The organism is Dulcicalothrix desertica PCC 7102 (genome assembly GCF_003991905.1).
Classification (GTDB): Bacteria; Cyanobacteriota; Cyanobacteriia; order Cyanobacteriales; family Nostocaceae; genus Dulcicalothrix; species Dulcicalothrix desertica.
In genome coordinates, this window is record NZ_RSCL01000003.1 from 109,031 (window position 1) to 123,553 (window position 14,523).

Annotated in this window: 16 protein-coding genes and 1 riboswitch; of the genes, 9 read left to right on the forward strand and 7 right to left on the reverse strand. The window is 37.9% G+C overall.

Annotated features, from left to right (window positions below; all coding sequences use genetic code 11):
• Positions 1-4 precede the first annotated feature (4 nt).
• Positions 5-103: riboswitch (TPP riboswitch) on the reverse strand.
• 404 nt (positions 104-507) lie between these two features.
• Complete coding sequence (locus DSM106972_RS07155; protein ID WP_127080058.1) at positions 508-1,953, forward strand: WD40 domain-containing protein; 1,446 nt, start codon at positions 508-510, stop codon at positions 1,951-1,953.
• A 74-nt stretch (positions 1,954-2,027) separates the two neighbouring features.
• Here the strand turns inward: DSM106972_RS07155 and DSM106972_RS07160 are convergent, their stop codons facing one another.
• Together DSM106972_RS07160 and DSM106972_RS54780 are read right to left on the reverse strand one after the other, a co-directional pair.
• Positions 2,028-3,065: a glycosyltransferase family 4 protein gene (locus tag DSM106972_RS07160; protein ID WP_127080059.1), complete on the reverse strand. Its 1,038-nt coding sequence runs from the start codon at positions 3,063-3,065 to the stop codon at positions 2,028-2,030.
• Between the two features lie 314 nt (positions 3,066-3,379).
• Positions 3,380-3,511 (reverse strand): hypothetical protein, encoded by a 132-nt coding sequence (locus tag DSM106972_RS54780; protein WP_267901068.1) that lies wholly within the window; start codon positions 3,509-3,511, stop codon positions 3,380-3,382.
• A 41-nt stretch (positions 3,512-3,552) separates the two neighbouring features.
• On the opposite strand from DSM106972_RS54780, the gene DSM106972_RS07165 reads away from it, so the two are divergent.
• The 4 genes from DSM106972_RS07165 to DSM106972_RS07180 all read left to right on the forward strand — a co-directional run bounded on the left by DSM106972_RS07165 (position 3,553) and on the right by DSM106972_RS07180 (position 9,520).
• Positions 3,553-4,230 (forward strand): pseudouridine synthase, encoded by a 678-nt coding sequence (locus DSM106972_RS07165; RefSeq protein WP_127080060.1) that lies wholly within the window; start codon positions 3,553-3,555, stop codon positions 4,228-4,230.
• Positions 4,231-4,413: 183 nt separating this feature from the next.
• Entirely contained in the window at positions 4,414-6,102 is a 1,689-nt protein-coding gene (locus DSM106972_RS07170) for a sensor histidine kinase (protein ID WP_127080407.1), read from the forward strand.
• Positions 6,103-6,237: 135 nt separating this feature from the next.
• On the forward strand, positions 6,238-8,262 hold the full coding sequence (locus DSM106972_RS07175) for a serine/threonine phosphatase (protein ID WP_127080061.1): 2,025 nt from the start codon (positions 6,238-6,240) through the stop codon (positions 8,260-8,262).
• A 46-nt stretch (positions 8,263-8,308) separates the two neighbouring features.
• The gene (locus DSM106972_RS07180; RefSeq protein ID WP_127080062.1) at positions 8,309-9,520 is read left to right on the forward strand and encodes an FHA domain-containing serine/threonine-protein kinase; all 1,212 of its coding nucleotides are present in this window, start codon (positions 8,309-8,311) and stop codon (positions 9,518-9,520) included.
• A gap of 67 nt (positions 9,521-9,587) precedes the next feature.
• Here DSM106972_RS07180 and DSM106972_RS07185 read toward each other — a convergent pair whose 3' ends face one another.
• The 3 genes from DSM106972_RS07185 to DSM106972_RS07190 all read right to left on the reverse strand — a co-directional run bounded on the left by DSM106972_RS07185 (position 9,588) and on the right by DSM106972_RS07190 (position 10,804).
• Positions 9,588-9,809, reverse strand: coding sequence for a DUF4327 family protein (locus tag DSM106972_RS07185; RefSeq protein WP_127080063.1), 222 nt, complete (start codon positions 9,807-9,809; stop codon positions 9,588-9,590).
• Between the two features lie 510 nt (positions 9,810-10,319).
• Entirely contained in the window at positions 10,320-10,451 is a 132-nt protein-coding gene (locus DSM106972_RS54785; RefSeq protein ID WP_267901069.1) for a hypothetical protein, read from the reverse strand.
• A gap of 38 nt (positions 10,452-10,489) precedes the next feature.
• Positions 10,490-10,804 carry a hypothetical protein gene (locus DSM106972_RS07190; RefSeq protein ID WP_127080064.1) on the reverse strand — a complete coding sequence of 105 codons (315 nt, stop codon included), beginning with the start codon at positions 10,802-10,804 and terminating at the stop codon, positions 10,490-10,492.
• Positions 10,805-11,035: 231 nt separating this feature from the next.
• On the opposite strand from DSM106972_RS07190, the gene DSM106972_RS07195 reads away from it, so the two are divergent.
• The 3 genes from DSM106972_RS07195 (at position 11,036) to DSM106972_RS07205 (ending at position 12,807) form a co-directional block, all read left to right on the forward strand.
• Entirely contained in the window at positions 11,036-11,383 is a 348-nt protein-coding gene (locus tag DSM106972_RS07195; protein ID WP_325052159.1) for a DUF6932 family protein, read from the forward strand.
• Between the two features lie 212 nt (positions 11,384-11,595).
• Complete coding sequence (locus DSM106972_RS07200) at positions 11,596-12,030, forward strand: helix-turn-helix domain-containing protein (RefSeq protein WP_233787728.1); 435 nt, start codon at positions 11,596-11,598, stop codon at positions 12,028-12,030.
• A gap of 231 nt (positions 12,031-12,261) precedes the next feature.
• Positions 12,262-12,807, forward strand: coding sequence for a DNA-binding protein (locus DSM106972_RS07205; protein WP_127080065.1), 546 nt, complete (start codon positions 12,262-12,264; stop codon positions 12,805-12,807).
• A 54-nt stretch (positions 12,808-12,861) separates the two neighbouring features.
• Here DSM106972_RS07205 and DSM106972_RS07210 read toward each other — a convergent pair whose 3' ends face one another.
• The gene (locus tag DSM106972_RS07210) at positions 12,862-13,122 is read right to left on the reverse strand and encodes a hypothetical protein (RefSeq protein ID WP_127080066.1); all 261 of its coding nucleotides are present in this window, start codon (positions 13,120-13,122) and stop codon (positions 12,862-12,864) included.
• Between the two features lie 118 nt (positions 13,123-13,240).
• Between DSM106972_RS07210 and DSM106972_RS07215 the strand changes: the two genes are divergently transcribed.
• Positions 13,241-13,411: a hypothetical protein gene (locus DSM106972_RS07215; RefSeq protein ID WP_233787729.1), complete on the forward strand. Its 171-nt coding sequence runs from the start codon at positions 13,241-13,243 to the stop codon at positions 13,409-13,411.
• 474 nt (positions 13,412-13,885) lie between these two features.
• Here DSM106972_RS07215 and DSM106972_RS07220 read toward each other — a convergent pair whose 3' ends face one another.
• The gene (locus DSM106972_RS07220) at positions 13,886-14,266 is read right to left on the reverse strand and encodes a hypothetical protein (RefSeq protein WP_127080067.1); all 381 of its coding nucleotides are present in this window, start codon (positions 14,264-14,266) and stop codon (positions 13,886-13,888) included.
• Between the last annotated feature and the right edge of the window lie 257 nt (positions 14,267-14,523).

Below are 14,523 nucleotides of genomic sequence, written 5' to 3' on the forward strand. Positions count from 1 at the left end.
CATTTCCTTCATGAAAGAGCTTCCCTCCGCTGGTATTACCCAGACTCAGGTGTTAAGGGTGTAATCTCAGCCCGGTTTAACTCAGGCACCCCTAGCAAGGAAATTAATCCTATTGTTGTTATTGTGACAGTTTTTTGCCTCGTCAAAAATTAATAAATGTATTGCAAAATCGTCCAAATGCATTACTTTTATGTGCTTTTGTAAAGAATCTTGTAGCACAGGCATCTTGCCTGTGCAGTAAAATATTCTTAACAGTCAAATTTAATTCAAATATGGATAAATCACTCCAAAAATCAAGAAAGAGCAGAAATTGATGCCGAATTCGCAGAAATGGCTAACGATAACAATTATCAAACAGAAGTTGAAATTTTGAATCAAGAATTTGCGAGTGCAGATTGGGAAGCATTCAAATTAGGCGAATCTCAACTATAAACAGAGATTGTTACATAATAAGTATTTTAGGGAAAACTAAAGTAACCTTAAATACTTAACATCTACTTAGTCGTCATGACTGAACAAATTGATACAAATTCCGCTTTAAAAACACTCAATTTAAAACCAGGTGCATCTCAAGAAGAAATAAAACAAGCTTACCGAAAGCTCGCTCTTGAGTGTCATCCTGACCTTTTTCTCGACCCAACACAAAAACGAGGCGCCGAAGAAAAGATTAAGATAATTAATCAAGCTTACGAACAGCTTAAGAATTATCAATATATAGATACAAACACCGTAAACACAACTTCATCCAATAAAACAAGCGTTTCTTCTACTGCATCAACTCCAGAAACAATTTACCAAAGAGGGATGAGCAAAGCTTCCACAGGTAAATACAGCGAAGCTATTGAAGATTTTACTATCGCGATTCGGTTAAAGCCAGATTATATTGAAGCATATAAATTTCGCGCGCTGGCTTGTGAAAAGCTGGGATACGTTAACCGTGCAAAATCAGATTACAAAAAAGCTTCAGAGTTAGAAGTTATTCAACGTAAATTTGAGCTTCGTGAACGAATACGAAAAGAGCAAGAACAAAAGTATCAGCAAGAAACTGCTCCTCAAAAGCCAAAACGTGCATATCCATGTAAATTAGTCAAGTCATTAAATCATGGTAATTGTATTTGGAGATTAGCAGTTAGTGCTGATGGACAATTTATAGCTAGTGCGGGTAGTGATAACATTATCAAAATTTGGAACTTATCAATATGTGAATCAACAGGTAACTTAATACACACTATTAAGCACGACCAATTAATACGGTGTGTTGTATTTGGTAATGATAATCAAATGCTAGCTAGCGGTAGTGATGATGGTAGTATTGCTGTTTGGCAAGTTGCAACGGGTAAATTAGTTAATAAATTCAAAGTACACTCGGCGCCTGTTTGCTCAGTTATTATTAGTCCAGATAATCAAACTATAATTAGTGCTAGCAATGACACGAGTATCAAAATATCCCATATCAGTATGGGAGAAATGTTGCATGTAGTTAAAGCACATACTCATACTGTACATTCGTTAACACTTAGTACAGAAAAACAAATATTAATTAGCTGTAGTAGTGATAAAACCATAAAACTATGGAATTTAAAGACCCTTAAATCTATAAGTGTAATACCACACTCGGCGTTTATCACTTGTATTGCTATTAGCCCAAATGAAAAATATGTAGCTAGTGGAGGTTTTGACCAAAGTATAATTTTATGGGATATCAGTACAGGGAAAAAAATTAATACTTTTGCTGGACATCGCGCGCAAATTTCCTCTGTATCTTTTAGCTGTGATTCTCAGATTATTGGCAGTACAAGTACAGATGGAGCTTTGAAATTGTGGCAAATTAGTACTGGAGAAGAACTTAATATAGGGACAAGTAAAATTAATGTTGCTAAGTTTAGCGAAGTTTCCAAAAGTCTTATTTGTGCAACTAGTGAGGGAATTATTCAAATTTGGCAATGTGATTAATTGTAAAAAGGAAGAAGTTTTTATAATTAGCTTTAATATTTGGGACGGGCAGGGATGCCCGTTCCACAAGAGGTTTAATATGTGTTGTATGAATCGGCGACTTTATCTAGAATTTTACCTAGTGCGGCGCCACTTGATTCACATGAAAAGTTATCTTTAGCATAGCGTTGTGCTGCTTGACCGAGACGGTTTCTTAGGTCTGCGTTATTCCATAGCATTTCTATTGCTTGAGTTAACTCATCAACGGAGTTTGGTTCTACTAATAAACCTGTTTCACCGTGTTGAATATAATCTTCTGCTCCGTGACAACGGGTGGCAATAACTGCACGACCCATTTGCATTGCCTCTACTATAGTGACTTGTCCTGCTGCGGTTACTTGCGAGTTGGGAAGTAAGGGGACTACATTTATTCGCGCTTCTTGAGACAGGCGCCAGCATTCTGCTTTACTAATACCGAAGGGTGTTTGAACATTGGGTGGAATGTCTATTCCTTCTAATGCGCGTTTGCCTGATGCTACTACTGTTGGTAAGTTAAGTTTAGAAACTGCTGTAAAGAACGAAGGAAAATCACGGTGTGCAGAACCTAGGGCAGTTATAAATGGTTGTTCTGTATTTTCTTGATGCGTTATAGGAATTTCTTTTTCGTGGAATGGAACGAATTCAAAGCGCTCTTTGGGAATACCTAACCATTCATGATAAATATCGCGTTCACGTTTTGTATGTACGATAAAGCTATCTATATTATCTAACGAAGCTTTGGCAAACTGGCACCTAATTCCAGTTGAACATGTACCAACGTTGAATAACCAAGCTATGATTGGGAAACGCTTACGAGTTAGGCGCCTTTGCATACCTAATACTGCTGGCAGTTGCGGGAAAACTGTTATAATCCCTCCTCTAGTTATTTTAACTGCGTCCATTCCATGCTGCCAATAAATAAGCCAATCTTTTAAACCAGTTACCTTTGACTTGCGGTCGTGCCAGTTTTGTAACGGTTGACTGCGCGGTACAATAGCAAATTTATGCCTATCTCCAGGAACATATTTAGTTAACCAGTACTCCTGGGTCAGGTTCAATCTATTAATAAATGGGGCAGCAACTGTCCAATGCATAAATTATTTTCGATGTATTCTATTGTTTATACGTCTACAAACTTTCTGGAATTAACTAATCAATCAGGATTAGTTAAGTACACTATAACCAGTGACTTCACTTAGATTTATATAAATGAAGTCATTATTATTACTAAGCTTTTAATGTTCTTTATAATGTATATCACCAGGCATAGAAAAATGATAGTGATAAATGACACTATCAGAATAAATAGATAAATCTTCAGATAAGAACGCTGAAAAAATTACAAAAGCTTTAAGTTATAGTTGTACTATTTATGCTTGGGCTTGTGTTGAAATTTAACCCATTCTTGTTATAGTGCTAGTGGCGCCGGATACTGGTGAGCAACTGCGGGCAAGTCTAATAATGATAATCTTTCTACTAACGCGGTGCCTCCTAAAAATAAAAATGAACGTCGATTAATTTCACAACTAGAATTTGTCATGGTGCGATATTATTGTTTTTCCCCTTTACTATTTGCCCCCGATGACCGATATCGAATACAAGTATATTATTTTTTACAAGCCATACGGAGTATTGTGCCAATTTACACGCGATACCCCAGAACGTCAAACTCTCCAAGATTATATAGATGTGCCAGATGTTTATCCAGTTGGGCGCCTGGACTGGGATAGTGAAGGTTTAATATTATTAACGAACGACGGACAACTACAACACCGTTTATCTGACCCAAAGTTTGGACACGAGCGAAGTTACTGGGTACAAGTAGAGCGCATCCCCACTGAAGAAGCTTTGTCCCAATTAGGCACTGGTGTAAAAATTCAAGATTACCGTTCTAAAAGCGCGAAAGTTCGGTTATTGCCACAAAAACCAGATGTACCCGAACGTAACCCACCGATAAGATTTAGAAAAAATGTCGATACTGCATGGTTAGAGATGACTCTGACTGAGGGAAAAAATCGCCAAGTTCGTAGAATGACCGCAGCAGTGGGTTTTCCAACACTCCGGTTAATACGTTTCCAAATCGCCCATCTCATGCTAAATAGTTTACAGATGGGTGAATGGCGCCACCTCACATCTGCTGAAGTAGATTTGCTGCATAATATTGTTTTTACAAGCTGTAATTATAAACAGGTGGTTAAAAAACCTAGAAACCGGGTTTCTTCGATGAAATCTTGTAATAAAAATAACGATTTTGCATAGAAACCCGGTTTCTGGTAGATTTTAATTTTTTTTAATCTTTTTTTAATAATTGTATGAATAGTATTATTCTAGCACTAACAAATAATCGTTAAAGATTTTTGTATTAAATATAGTATAATAATACTCCTTTCTTTGTTATCGTTTATAAACATTCGCATACGGGTGCTTTCAAACTAAATTATGATGAGCCGTAACCAAACATCTAGTCGAAATCGTATTTGTCAAGAGGAAGATAATATTTTACCGATTTCTTCAACGCGCTTGGAGCTTGTATCCGATAAAGTGTTAGCTAGCGAACTTAGTCAAACAACTGAGTTACATCCCTGTGATAGTACTTTGTCGTACCGTAAGCTTTACGATGAATTACCTTCGATTAACTTTACGCTTGATGCAAATGGTATTATTTTATCTATAAATAGATTTGGCGCCTCGAAGCTTGGTTACACAAAAGAAGAGTTGCTATATCAACCAATTTTTAAATTATTCGCTTCAAACGAACGTGAGAAGTTGGCAAGTTTGATATTAAATCTATTTAAAGTATCCGGAACAGGGGTTGTAAGTTCTGAGTATCGCTTAAATTGTCCGAATAGTAAAATTGTTTGGGTAAAAGCGACTGCACAAATATTTTCTTCATCAGCAAATCCTGTAGTTGTCTTGGTTTTCGAGGATATTACACAGTTTCATGATTTGAAAGAAGCTTATAATGAGTGCGAACAGCGGTTTAAGACGATAGCGAATAGCGCTCCTATAATGCTGTGGACATCAAACAGCAATGGGATGTATGACTTTTTTAATGAGTTTTGGCTTGAATTTACAGGGTGTGCTTTAGAACAAGTGCGCGGGATAGGATGGCTTGAGCATGTACATATAGATGATAAAATCAACTGTTTACAAACCTATTACTCAGCTTTGAATGCAAAAACAAAGTTTGATATGGAGTATCGGTTACAACGTGCTTCGGGTCAGTATTGTTGGGTTTCAGATACAGGTATTCCAAGATTTACAGCGAGTGGAGAGTTTAGTGGGTATGTTGGTTGCTGTGTAGATATTAGCCAATATAAAACGATTGAACTGGTACGAGAACAAAGCGAAAGCGAGAAAAAGCTCCAAGTTTCCGAGATTGAAAAACTTAATCGTCTTAAGGATGAATTTCTCAGTACTGTTTCGCACGAGCTACGTACACCACTAACAAATATGAAAATGGCAATTCAGATGCTTGGGATTACGCTGAATATGAATGTCGATGCTTCCCATGCTTTAGAAAATAGAATACAGCATTCTGAAGCGAAAGCCGCGCGTTACTTCCAAATTTTAAATAATGAGTGTGAGCGTGAGATAAATCTAATTAGTAATTTTTTAGATTTACAGAAGCTTGATATTAATAGTAAACCGTTGGTTTTGGAAACGGTACATATTAAGGAATGGGTAGTCAAAGTAGTGGGGTTATTCAAAGCAAGGAACAGGAACTCTTTGAGTAACTTATACGTGGATGTTGCTCCAGACCTTCCTCAGTTGGTTAGTGACCCTTTTAGTTTAGAGCGAATTTTAATCGAACTCTTGACTAATGCGTGTAAGTTTAGTCCAGCAGACGAAGAAATCATTGTTAGTGCGCGTTTAAAATCTCAAGATATTGAGCTTAGGGTGACAAATACAGGTGTGGAAATTCCTGCATCTGAGTTACCGCGTATTTTTGATAAGTTCTACCGTATTCCTAGTAATGACCCTTGGAAACAAGGTGGTACAGGTTTAGGATTAGCACTGGTGCAAAAGCTTACTAAGTGTTTAGGGGGAAGTATAGAGGTTGAAAGTGCGTCGAATCGTACTTGTTTTACTTTGCTGATACCTATCAATAGTAACGGATGTAACGGATGATTTGGTCTAAGTGGGATAACCGGGCTGATAGATGGCAAATCATAGGTTAAAATAGTTGCCTATGCGATGTTGCCCGTCATAAGGACTTCAGTCCTTACAACGGGCGCCTTAAAAAGGGATTAAGGAATTTCCACAATGCTGATTTGCCCTGAATGTAAATTTGAGAACCCCGATAAGAATAAGTTTTGTCAAAATTGTGGCACTTCCCTGACTGAACGCGCTTGTCCTGCTTGTGGCGCCGATGTGCCGAATAATGTTGAACAATGTCAGCATTGTGGTAAGGATTCTGGGACGATTTGGTGGGGAATTATTAAGTTTAATGAAGATATTGTTACGAATGATTCTAATTCTAATGTAGAGGCGCCTCCAGTTGAAGTAAGTACTTTTATTCAAATAGATGTACCTACACCCGTTTTGGAATTAGAACAGAAAAAAGTTATTTCTAAATTTGAGGTTGGTTCTTACTTAGATAAACAAGAACGATATAAAGTACTTGAATGTAGCGAAACCCAAGCAGGTCAGCAAGAATTATTAGTCAGAGTTCTAGATTGTAAACCGTATCAAATTACACCGATTACTGCTCAATTAGAACAAGGATTATCATCTGTAATTGAGGCGCCTGGTATTCCAAATGTTGCAAAACCATATTTAGCTTTACACAAGCTGTGTAATTATGGAATACCTCCAATACATGATGCTTGGGTTTTAGAGAATATGTCGGTGGTGCTGCTTGTTGACCGTTCAAATTACTCATATTTACTTGAGTTATGGCTTGAAGACGAAATGTCATCGTTACAAGTAGTGCATTACTTCCACCGCATGACTCAGCTTTGGCAAATGCTCGAACCGTTTAACTGTCGTCAAAGTTTATTAGAGTTAACAAATTTACGTTTAGATGAAGACCAAGAGTTAGTGCTACAAAGACTTTATACTGAATCGAGTCCAGGCGCCAACGTTGATTTTGAAGCTTTTGAACCATCAGAAACATTAAGCATAAAAGCACTAGCGAATATTTGGCACACTTTATTCAAACAGTCGCAACGCACACAGTTCGGTCCGTTGATGCAGTTATTGGGAGACTTAGATGTTGGGACTGTTGAAACGTTGGAGCAGTTGCAAGCAAGGTTACGAAAAATTGCCTCAGAACTTGAGCCAACTCCAACTATAGAAGAAAATAATCATGATACTAAGGATATTCATGATAATTACGAGTCGGAAGATGTGACGGTTACGATGGCAGCGGCGCCAAATACTGCGGTACCTACTGTTCTACAATTGGTCGAAGCAGGGGAGAATGAAATAAAAAGCGATGATATGCCTACAGTAGTTCTTCCAATGCAGCTAAACAGTCTCGATAACGCAGGACTTACCGATGTTGGTCGTCAACGTGACCATAACGAAGACTATTTTGGTATTGAGACAAGAATTAATAGAGTTGAATTTCCGAAAGCGCAAGCAATTGCAGCACGCGGACTATATATATTATGTGATGGGATGGGTGGACATGCTAGTGGCGAAGTTGCTAGCGAGTTAGCTGTCACCACACTCCAAAAGTATTTTAACTCCTATTGGAATTTTAATCATTTACCAAGTTTAGACATTATCAAAGAAGGAGTACGTCAGGCAAATAAAGCTATATATGACCTCAACCAAAAAGATGCTCGTTCGGGTGTTGGTCGGATGGGGACTACATTAGTCATGCTTTTGATACAAGATACACATGTTGCTGTTGCCCATGTTGGTGACAGTCGGATGTACTGTTTAACTCGCAGGGGACTTGAGCAAGTCACTATTGACCATGAAGTTGGACAACGGGAAATAATGCGTGGTGTAGAACCGAGTATCGCATATGGGCGCCCGGATGCGTATCAACTAACACAAGCATTGGGACCACGAGATGAAAATTTAATTGACCCAGACGTGCATTTTTTCCAAATAAATGAAGATAGTTTATTTATTCTTGCCTCAGACGGGTTAACAGATAATAATTTACTCGAAACAAATTGGCAAACGCATCTCAAACCTCTACTGAGTTCTAATGCTAACTTAGATAAAGGCACGCGCGAGCTAATTGACTTAGCCAATAAGTGCAACGGTCATGATAACATCACTGCTGTGCTAGTACGAGCCAAAGTACGTCCAAATCCAGGGGCTGGTTAATACATATTAACTATCCACTACTACTAAATTTTATAATTTCAATAATGTGGTTACGCTCACCTTACTAGAACCGCGACAAAAAAAACCACTTCACCAGTGGAATTTTAGCGATGAACCCTTAATACGGATTGGTCGCGCGTCAGATAATCATATAGTTATTTCAGATGATTTGGTATCTCGCTATCATTTGGAACTTCGACGAGTTGATACAGGTGGGTTAGATGGTTCTTGGCATCTAGTCAATAAGGGTATAAATGGCACTTTTGTAGATGGTGTTTTAGTAGCTCAGGCGCCGATACCCAACAACTGCCTATTACAATTAGCAAACGGTGGCCCTTTATTGAGGTTTCAAATCGAGCAAAAAGTCGAACAACCAGTAGCAAAGCCTAAAATTACTCTACCTACCTGTAACCACGAAGGCAACAATCCGAATAATTTATTTTGTATACATTGCGGTCAACCCATCAAAGTTCTCCAAACAGTACGTAATTACCAAGTACTGCGAACTTTAGGACAAGGAGGTATGGGGACTACCTTCTTAGCATGGGACGCTGTGGGTCAAACAGGGCGCCCACAACTGTTAGTATTAAAACAGATGAATGCCGATATGGCACGAATAGCGAAAGCGCAGGAATTATTCGAGCGTGAAGCAAACACGTTGAAATCGCTATCGCATCCAGGAATACCGAAATATTATGACTTTTTTGTTGAGGAAGGAAAAAAATATCTAGCAATGGAGCTAGTCCACGGGGAAGATTTAGAGAAATTGGTTTTTTTAAAGGGACCAGTGACACCGAATCAAGCGATATTTTGGATGATTCAAACCTGTGATGTACTAAGCTACTTACATTCCCAAGAACCACCATTGATACATCGCGATATTAAACCAGCGAATTTGATGATGCGCTCGTCGAATAATAATATAGTAGTACTGGATTTTGGCGCCGTCAAAGAAAGTTCAACGGCACCAGGAACCCGTATAGGTGCAGAAGGATATTGTGCCCCAGAACAGGAGAGGGGGCAACCACTAACGGTTTCAGATTTATACGCAATAGGACCCACCCTGATATTCTTGCTATCGGGGGAAAGCCCATTCAAATATTACCGCCAGCGTGGGCGCCAGTTTCGGTTTGAAATAGGAAATATTCCAACAATTACCCCTAAATTGCGAGAAGTCATCGACCGTTTGACGGAACCATTGCCACGCGATAGATATCAAACCGCACAGGAGGTAATTGCTGTACTGAAAGAACTTTAAATTTTAGATTGCGCGATTTTGGATTTTGGATTGAATCTAAAATCCAAAATCCAAAATCCAAAATTCTTTATTCTTCTTCGTCCCATGTTTCCACGCACAATAATTCGCCAAGGGGGTCTTGCATAGTAAATCCAAAATCGAGCAGTTCCTGTTTCCAGTGCTGCCAGTCATTGCCAAAAAGTAGAGCAATCTTCCAAATGCTGTCTGTTGGCTTGACAATATTAGAATCTACAAGTGATTGCACATTGCGCTGCAATTTCACCATTGGGTGAAGTACTTGTTGAGGCATAATCTCAATTTAATTTTGATTTGATTGGAATAAAAACTTGGTCAAAACTGTCTTCCAGTATTTTTGGAAACTTCGCCTATACGTAGAGTAATATTACCTTTGGCAAAGTTCAGTCTTATCTTCTTAACTATATCACAACTAACAGAATGTTGTTAGCATGTAATTCTAGTTTTGTACGGTAATCACCACACAGTGCATAAAGTAGTAAGTAACTTTCGTTAAAATTAGGCAGAATTAAAAACCATTCTACAACTTGCAGATATTACATGGTATATGAGAGCCAAATAAACTAGCTCAGAACACATAGCAAGGGCAAAGAACACATCCTTACCACTTCTACAGTTATTTTTCTGATTATCTGGAGATAAACGCTCTTTTATTGAATCTGTTCAAAAAGGCAAGATGCATAAAAGGTATTCAACACCATTAAACAGAGGGGTAACAGTGCCTATTAGTCAAGTAACTACAAACTTGAGACATAGATTCCGGTCGGGTTTGCAGTTAATCGACTTATAGCTTATCGCAAACATCTACAGAAGGATACACATCATGCCAATCTTTAGAAAAATTTAATATTTCCCTGGCAACGGATGAGAGCGGATGTAACGGATGGTTAAATAAACTATCTTGTGGAATAGGCATCCCTGCCTGTTCCCATGCTAGAGGCGCCTATAAGTCTCTTATTCCCCTTTCCTCCTAAACAAATGTTCTAAAATCCGCTGATTTTCCGTTCCTATTCCCTGCATCTCGCTTACAACTTGACGAAACACCTCTCTATCTTGTTCAACATTGCCTTCAGAAACACGCAGTAATTTTTGATGCAAGCGTGCAATATCCAGCAATTCCACCACACTATCTTGAATTGAGGTTATTTGAGTGTTATATATGGTCTCTTCTCTCACTTGCCGCATTTCTGTACGAAGCTGGTCAATTTTATTACCTAACGCTTTAAGACGCGCATCAATATTATCATCAGGTAGTTGTAAGTTAGTCATTCGAGCAGGCGCCTATTATAAGCTAGATTTTTGTAATAACACAAACAGTCTGAATTGAGCAACATAATTAAAACATATATAGCTGCAATCTGTAACCTGACGATTAACCATGATGTGGTAGGGACGTTACATGTAACGTCTCTACAAATTTTTATTACGTTTGCGTAATATCCTATTTATGAATAAAATCTCACAGTAGATAATTAATTTATTGGTTGGGCGTGTGAGTTAATGATTCCGGATTTTGATGAGAATGGTAATCTACCTCCAGGTGTGCATTTTTGCGAGTGGGATGAGTTTGTAGATAGATTCGGTTATAACGACGGAAGAGCGCTCTTGATTACGGGATTGCAAATGGCAATGGAGCAGCTTCAAGCAGCAGGTTGTCGGACAATCTACCTTAACGGGAGTTTTGTTACTATAAAACCAGACCCTGTTGACTTTGACGCTTGTTATGATAGAGAAACTGTAGATTTCAATTATTTACGAATGTACGCTCCTCGATTACTTAACTTTTATGACCGTGCTGGACAAAAGCCAAATACCGAGGCGAGATTTTTCCATCCGACCAACCTGTAGGTGACTATGGAGATAATTCGTTTTACTTTTTTCAGCGTGATAGAGGTAAAAGGAAAAAGGGATTATAGCTATTGATTTATTAAGGTGGGAACCATGATTAAAAATGATTGGGAATATGAAGTAACTACTGACTGCATAGAACAGTTTGAAAAATCTATTGCTGCAATAGAGAAGGATGAAGAAAAAAAATAAACGACCCTGAACGTTGGGCAATGAGACGAGGAGTAGCACAGTGCCATCTTGATAAATTAAAAGCAGAAAAAGCCGAGTACGAAATGCTAACTTCTCATGATAGTCAAACACCTATTGTGTTAAAGATTGATGATATTGGTTATTTACCAGATATTTTAATCAAAGCGCGCATTGCTGCTAAGTTGAGCGAAAAAGAACTAGCAGCTTTGTGCGGACTTACCGAAGAGCAAATAAAAGTTTATGAAAAGAATGATTATCAAGGCGCCAGTTATCTTGACGTAAGATTTGTAATGAATGCACTAGATATAAAAATGCAGGGAGGTGAGTTTCTAGTTCCCCTCGATACATTAAGAAGAACTCCTATAACAAAAGAAGAATTAAAGTCTTCTAAAAAACGTGCTAAAAGTCAAGAAGTTGTAAACGAAAAGAAAAATTTTCAACCCGCTTTGGATTAAAAATCGTTCGGAGTAGGGTGTGTAAGCGCCTAAAATAAGCGAATTTGTAACCAACAAGTAAAGAAGCGCTTACGCACCATCCAGATGTTGATTATTATGAGGCATCATCAAAATATCTTGTTCGTAATCAAATAAAACATCCGTTACACCTAAGTAAGTCGGCGCCAGTCTCACCCCCCTTTTAATTCTTGATATAAAATACAAGCTACCGATAAGCGTAAGGTAGGCGCCATGATAAAAAACAATTGGGAGTATGAAGTAACTCAGGACTGCATAGAAAAGTTTGAAAAATCTATTGCTGCAATTGAGAAGGATGAAGAAAGGAAGACAAACGACCCGGAACGATGGGCAATGAGACGAGGAGCTGCACAGTGCCATCTCGATAAATTGGAAGCAGAAAAAGCCGAGTATGAAATGCTAACATCTCATGACAGTCAGGCGCCTATTGTATTAGAACTTGATGATATTGATTATCTACCTGATATATTAATCAAAGCGCGCATTGCTGCAAAACTGAGTGAGAAGGAGCTTGGCGCCTTATGTGGATGTATTGAAGAACAAATTAAGCGTTACGAAAAAGATGATTATCAAAGTGCTAGTTTCCTTGATTTTAGGCGTGTGATTTTTGCACTTAACATTAAGATTCAAAGTGGTAAGTTTTTGATAGAGCTAGATACTTTAGAAAGAACACCGATTACAATAGAAGATTTGCGGTCATCCAAAAGCCGTGCAAAAAGTCAAGAAGTTGTTAATGAAAGTAAACAATTTCAACCTTGATTATTATAAGGCGCCACAAAAAAATCTTGTTCGCAATGAAATAAATCATCCGCGTTAATATCCGTTGCCAATGGCTTTTTCAAATTCGTCCACTGCTAAAATTGAATCTGTAATTGTGATACACCGCTCAAGCAACTCAATATCTAGAGAAGGCAGTAACTCGCTTGCTGTAATTAACTCATAACCGTAGGTATCAGGGAAAACAGTAGTTTTTGGGAGTAGACCGCTATCCCGTAGGTGATATATTTTAAGTTGGTTTATTTCCCAAAACCAAACTTCTGCTACCCCTAATCTTCGGTATATTTCTTTTGGCATCGATGTTATAACACCAAATCAATTTTTACAAATAGTAGGAGAAATACTGTGACTAATTTAAACGTACAAATACCAAATTCTCTGTATAAACAAATAGAAGCAAAAGCAGCTAAGGAAAATGTACCTATTGACCAGCTCGTTGCTATCGCATTGTCAGTACAGGTATCAGCGTGGGCAAGCTGCATACTATATAGAAGTTAGGAAAGCGCGCGGTAATTGGGATAAATTCAGACAAGTGTTAAGCAAAGTTCCTGATGTTGAACCAGAAGATTACGATAAATTAGCATAATTTCAGAAGGCGCCTACAATGTTTGTAATGTTAAGAACCTCTACGGTAAATTACGTCATCATAAATTACAGAACTTTCGCGGCGCCTGCTTTTCTGGCTTTGTTTCTAAAGGTAAAGTTTTGTTTGCTCTTGAAATATAATCAATCCCACCAGACAAATAATAGCTGTGATAAAACCTCTAGTTCGTCAATTAATCGAGTTTATCACCTATAAGATCAAACCCACACACTAAAATAGTCATTTTGTTCTATCGCGCTATTATGGTACAAATGTTTTATCCGTAGAAGGAACAGCGGCTTTAACTCAGCACTATATATATTAGATATGGCTTGAGAGCAAATGGTAAAACTTTTACAAAGCGAATGTTAGTTTTGGGTAAACAGATGGGTATCTTAACAAGAGTTTACCATAATATAGAGACTAAACATGTTCAGAGGATATTTGAGAAGTTATATTTAATACACAATTCTTCGTTTAATCCCACGCAAATAACTCCTGGGATGAAACCTCTATATCGTCACATCCTCTAGTGAACTTGACAAATTCTCCAACAAAATTTAAATCTTTAACACCTACAACTGTTATAGTATCGAGAACCGTGTCTAATTCATCACGGTAAAAAGCATGACCGTCAAATGTCGCAACTGCTCCCATATTGGCACAACGCTTTCCAAAATCGATAAATTGGCTAATTGTCGGCGCCGCATTGAAATATGATGTTGGAGTTGTACAGCCTTGTGCGAGTAATTCTTCCACTTTGTTCAGGGATAAGCCTGTAAACTTGATGGCGTTAGGGGTGTATCCTGTGATGGAGGCGCCTAAAACATGTTCTAAACGTTGCTTATTCTCATTCATGTTAACTACTAGGATAATAGTACATAGTTAATACAAGAAATAATTTTAGTCAACTTAGCAAACCGTGTGTTGATAAATATATATGATAGGGCTTAAGCAAACGGCAGATAAAATTGTAGGGTGCGTAACGCTATAAAAAAACTTCAACCTAGTGATAAGACTTGTAGCGTTACGCACCGACGATTAATTGTGACTGTATCGTGAATCCATATAAGTAAATTATATATTTTAATAATAATTATATATGTATTAGTGAT

Bases quoted from the DNA above. Each gene is read 5' to 3' on its own strand.
- DSM106972_RS07155 (WP_127080058.1), top strand. From the start codon at position 508: ATGACTGAACAAATTGATACAAATTCCGCTTTAAAAACACTCAATTTA.
- DSM106972_RS07160 (WP_127080059.1), bottom strand. From the start codon at position 3,065: ATGCATTGGACAGTTGCTGCCCCATTTATTAATAGATTGAACCTGACC.
- DSM106972_RS54780 (WP_267901068.1), bottom strand. From the start codon at position 3,511: ATGACAAATTCTAGTTGTGAAATTAATCGACGTTCATTTTTATTTTTA.
- DSM106972_RS07165 (WP_127080060.1), top strand. From the start codon at position 3,553: ATGACCGATATCGAATACAAGTATATTATTTTTTACAAGCCATACGGA.
- DSM106972_RS07170 (WP_127080407.1), top strand. From the start codon at position 4,414: ATGAGCCGTAACCAAACATCTAGTCGAAATCGTATTTGTCAAGAGGAA.
- DSM106972_RS07175 (WP_127080061.1), top strand. From the start codon at position 6,238: ATGCTGATTTGCCCTGAATGTAAATTTGAGAACCCCGATAAGAATAAG.
- DSM106972_RS07185 (WP_127080063.1), bottom strand. From the start codon at position 9,809: ATGCCTCAACAAGTACTTCACCCAATGGTGAAATTGCAGCGCAATGTG.
- DSM106972_RS54785 (WP_267901069.1), bottom strand. From the start codon at position 10,451: ATGCCTATTCCACAAGATAGTTTATTTAACCATCCGTTACATCCGCTC.
- DSM106972_RS07190 (WP_127080064.1), bottom strand. From the start codon at position 10,804: ATGACTAACTTACAACTACCTGATGATAATATTGATGCGCGTCTTAAA.
- DSM106972_RS07195 (WP_325052159.1), top strand. From the start codon at position 11,036: ATGATTCCGGATTTTGATGAGAATGGTAATCTACCTCCAGGTGTGCAT.
- DSM106972_RS07200 (WP_233787728.1), top strand. From the start codon at position 11,596: ATGAGACGAGGAGTAGCACAGTGCCATCTTGATAAATTAAAAGCAGAA.
- DSM106972_RS07205 (WP_127080065.1), top strand. From the start codon at position 12,262: ATGATAAAAAACAATTGGGAGTATGAAGTAACTCAGGACTGCATAGAA.
- DSM106972_RS07210 (WP_127080066.1), bottom strand. From the start codon at position 13,122: ATGCCAAAAGAAATATACCGAAGATTAGGGGTAGCAGAAGTTTGGTTT.
- DSM106972_RS07215 (WP_233787729.1), top strand. From the start codon at position 13,241: ATGTACCTATTGACCAGCTCGTTGCTATCGCATTGTCAGTACAGGTAT.
- DSM106972_RS07220 (WP_127080067.1), bottom strand. From the start codon at position 14,266: ATGAATGAGAATAAGCAACGTTTAGAACATGTTTTAGGCGCCTCCATC.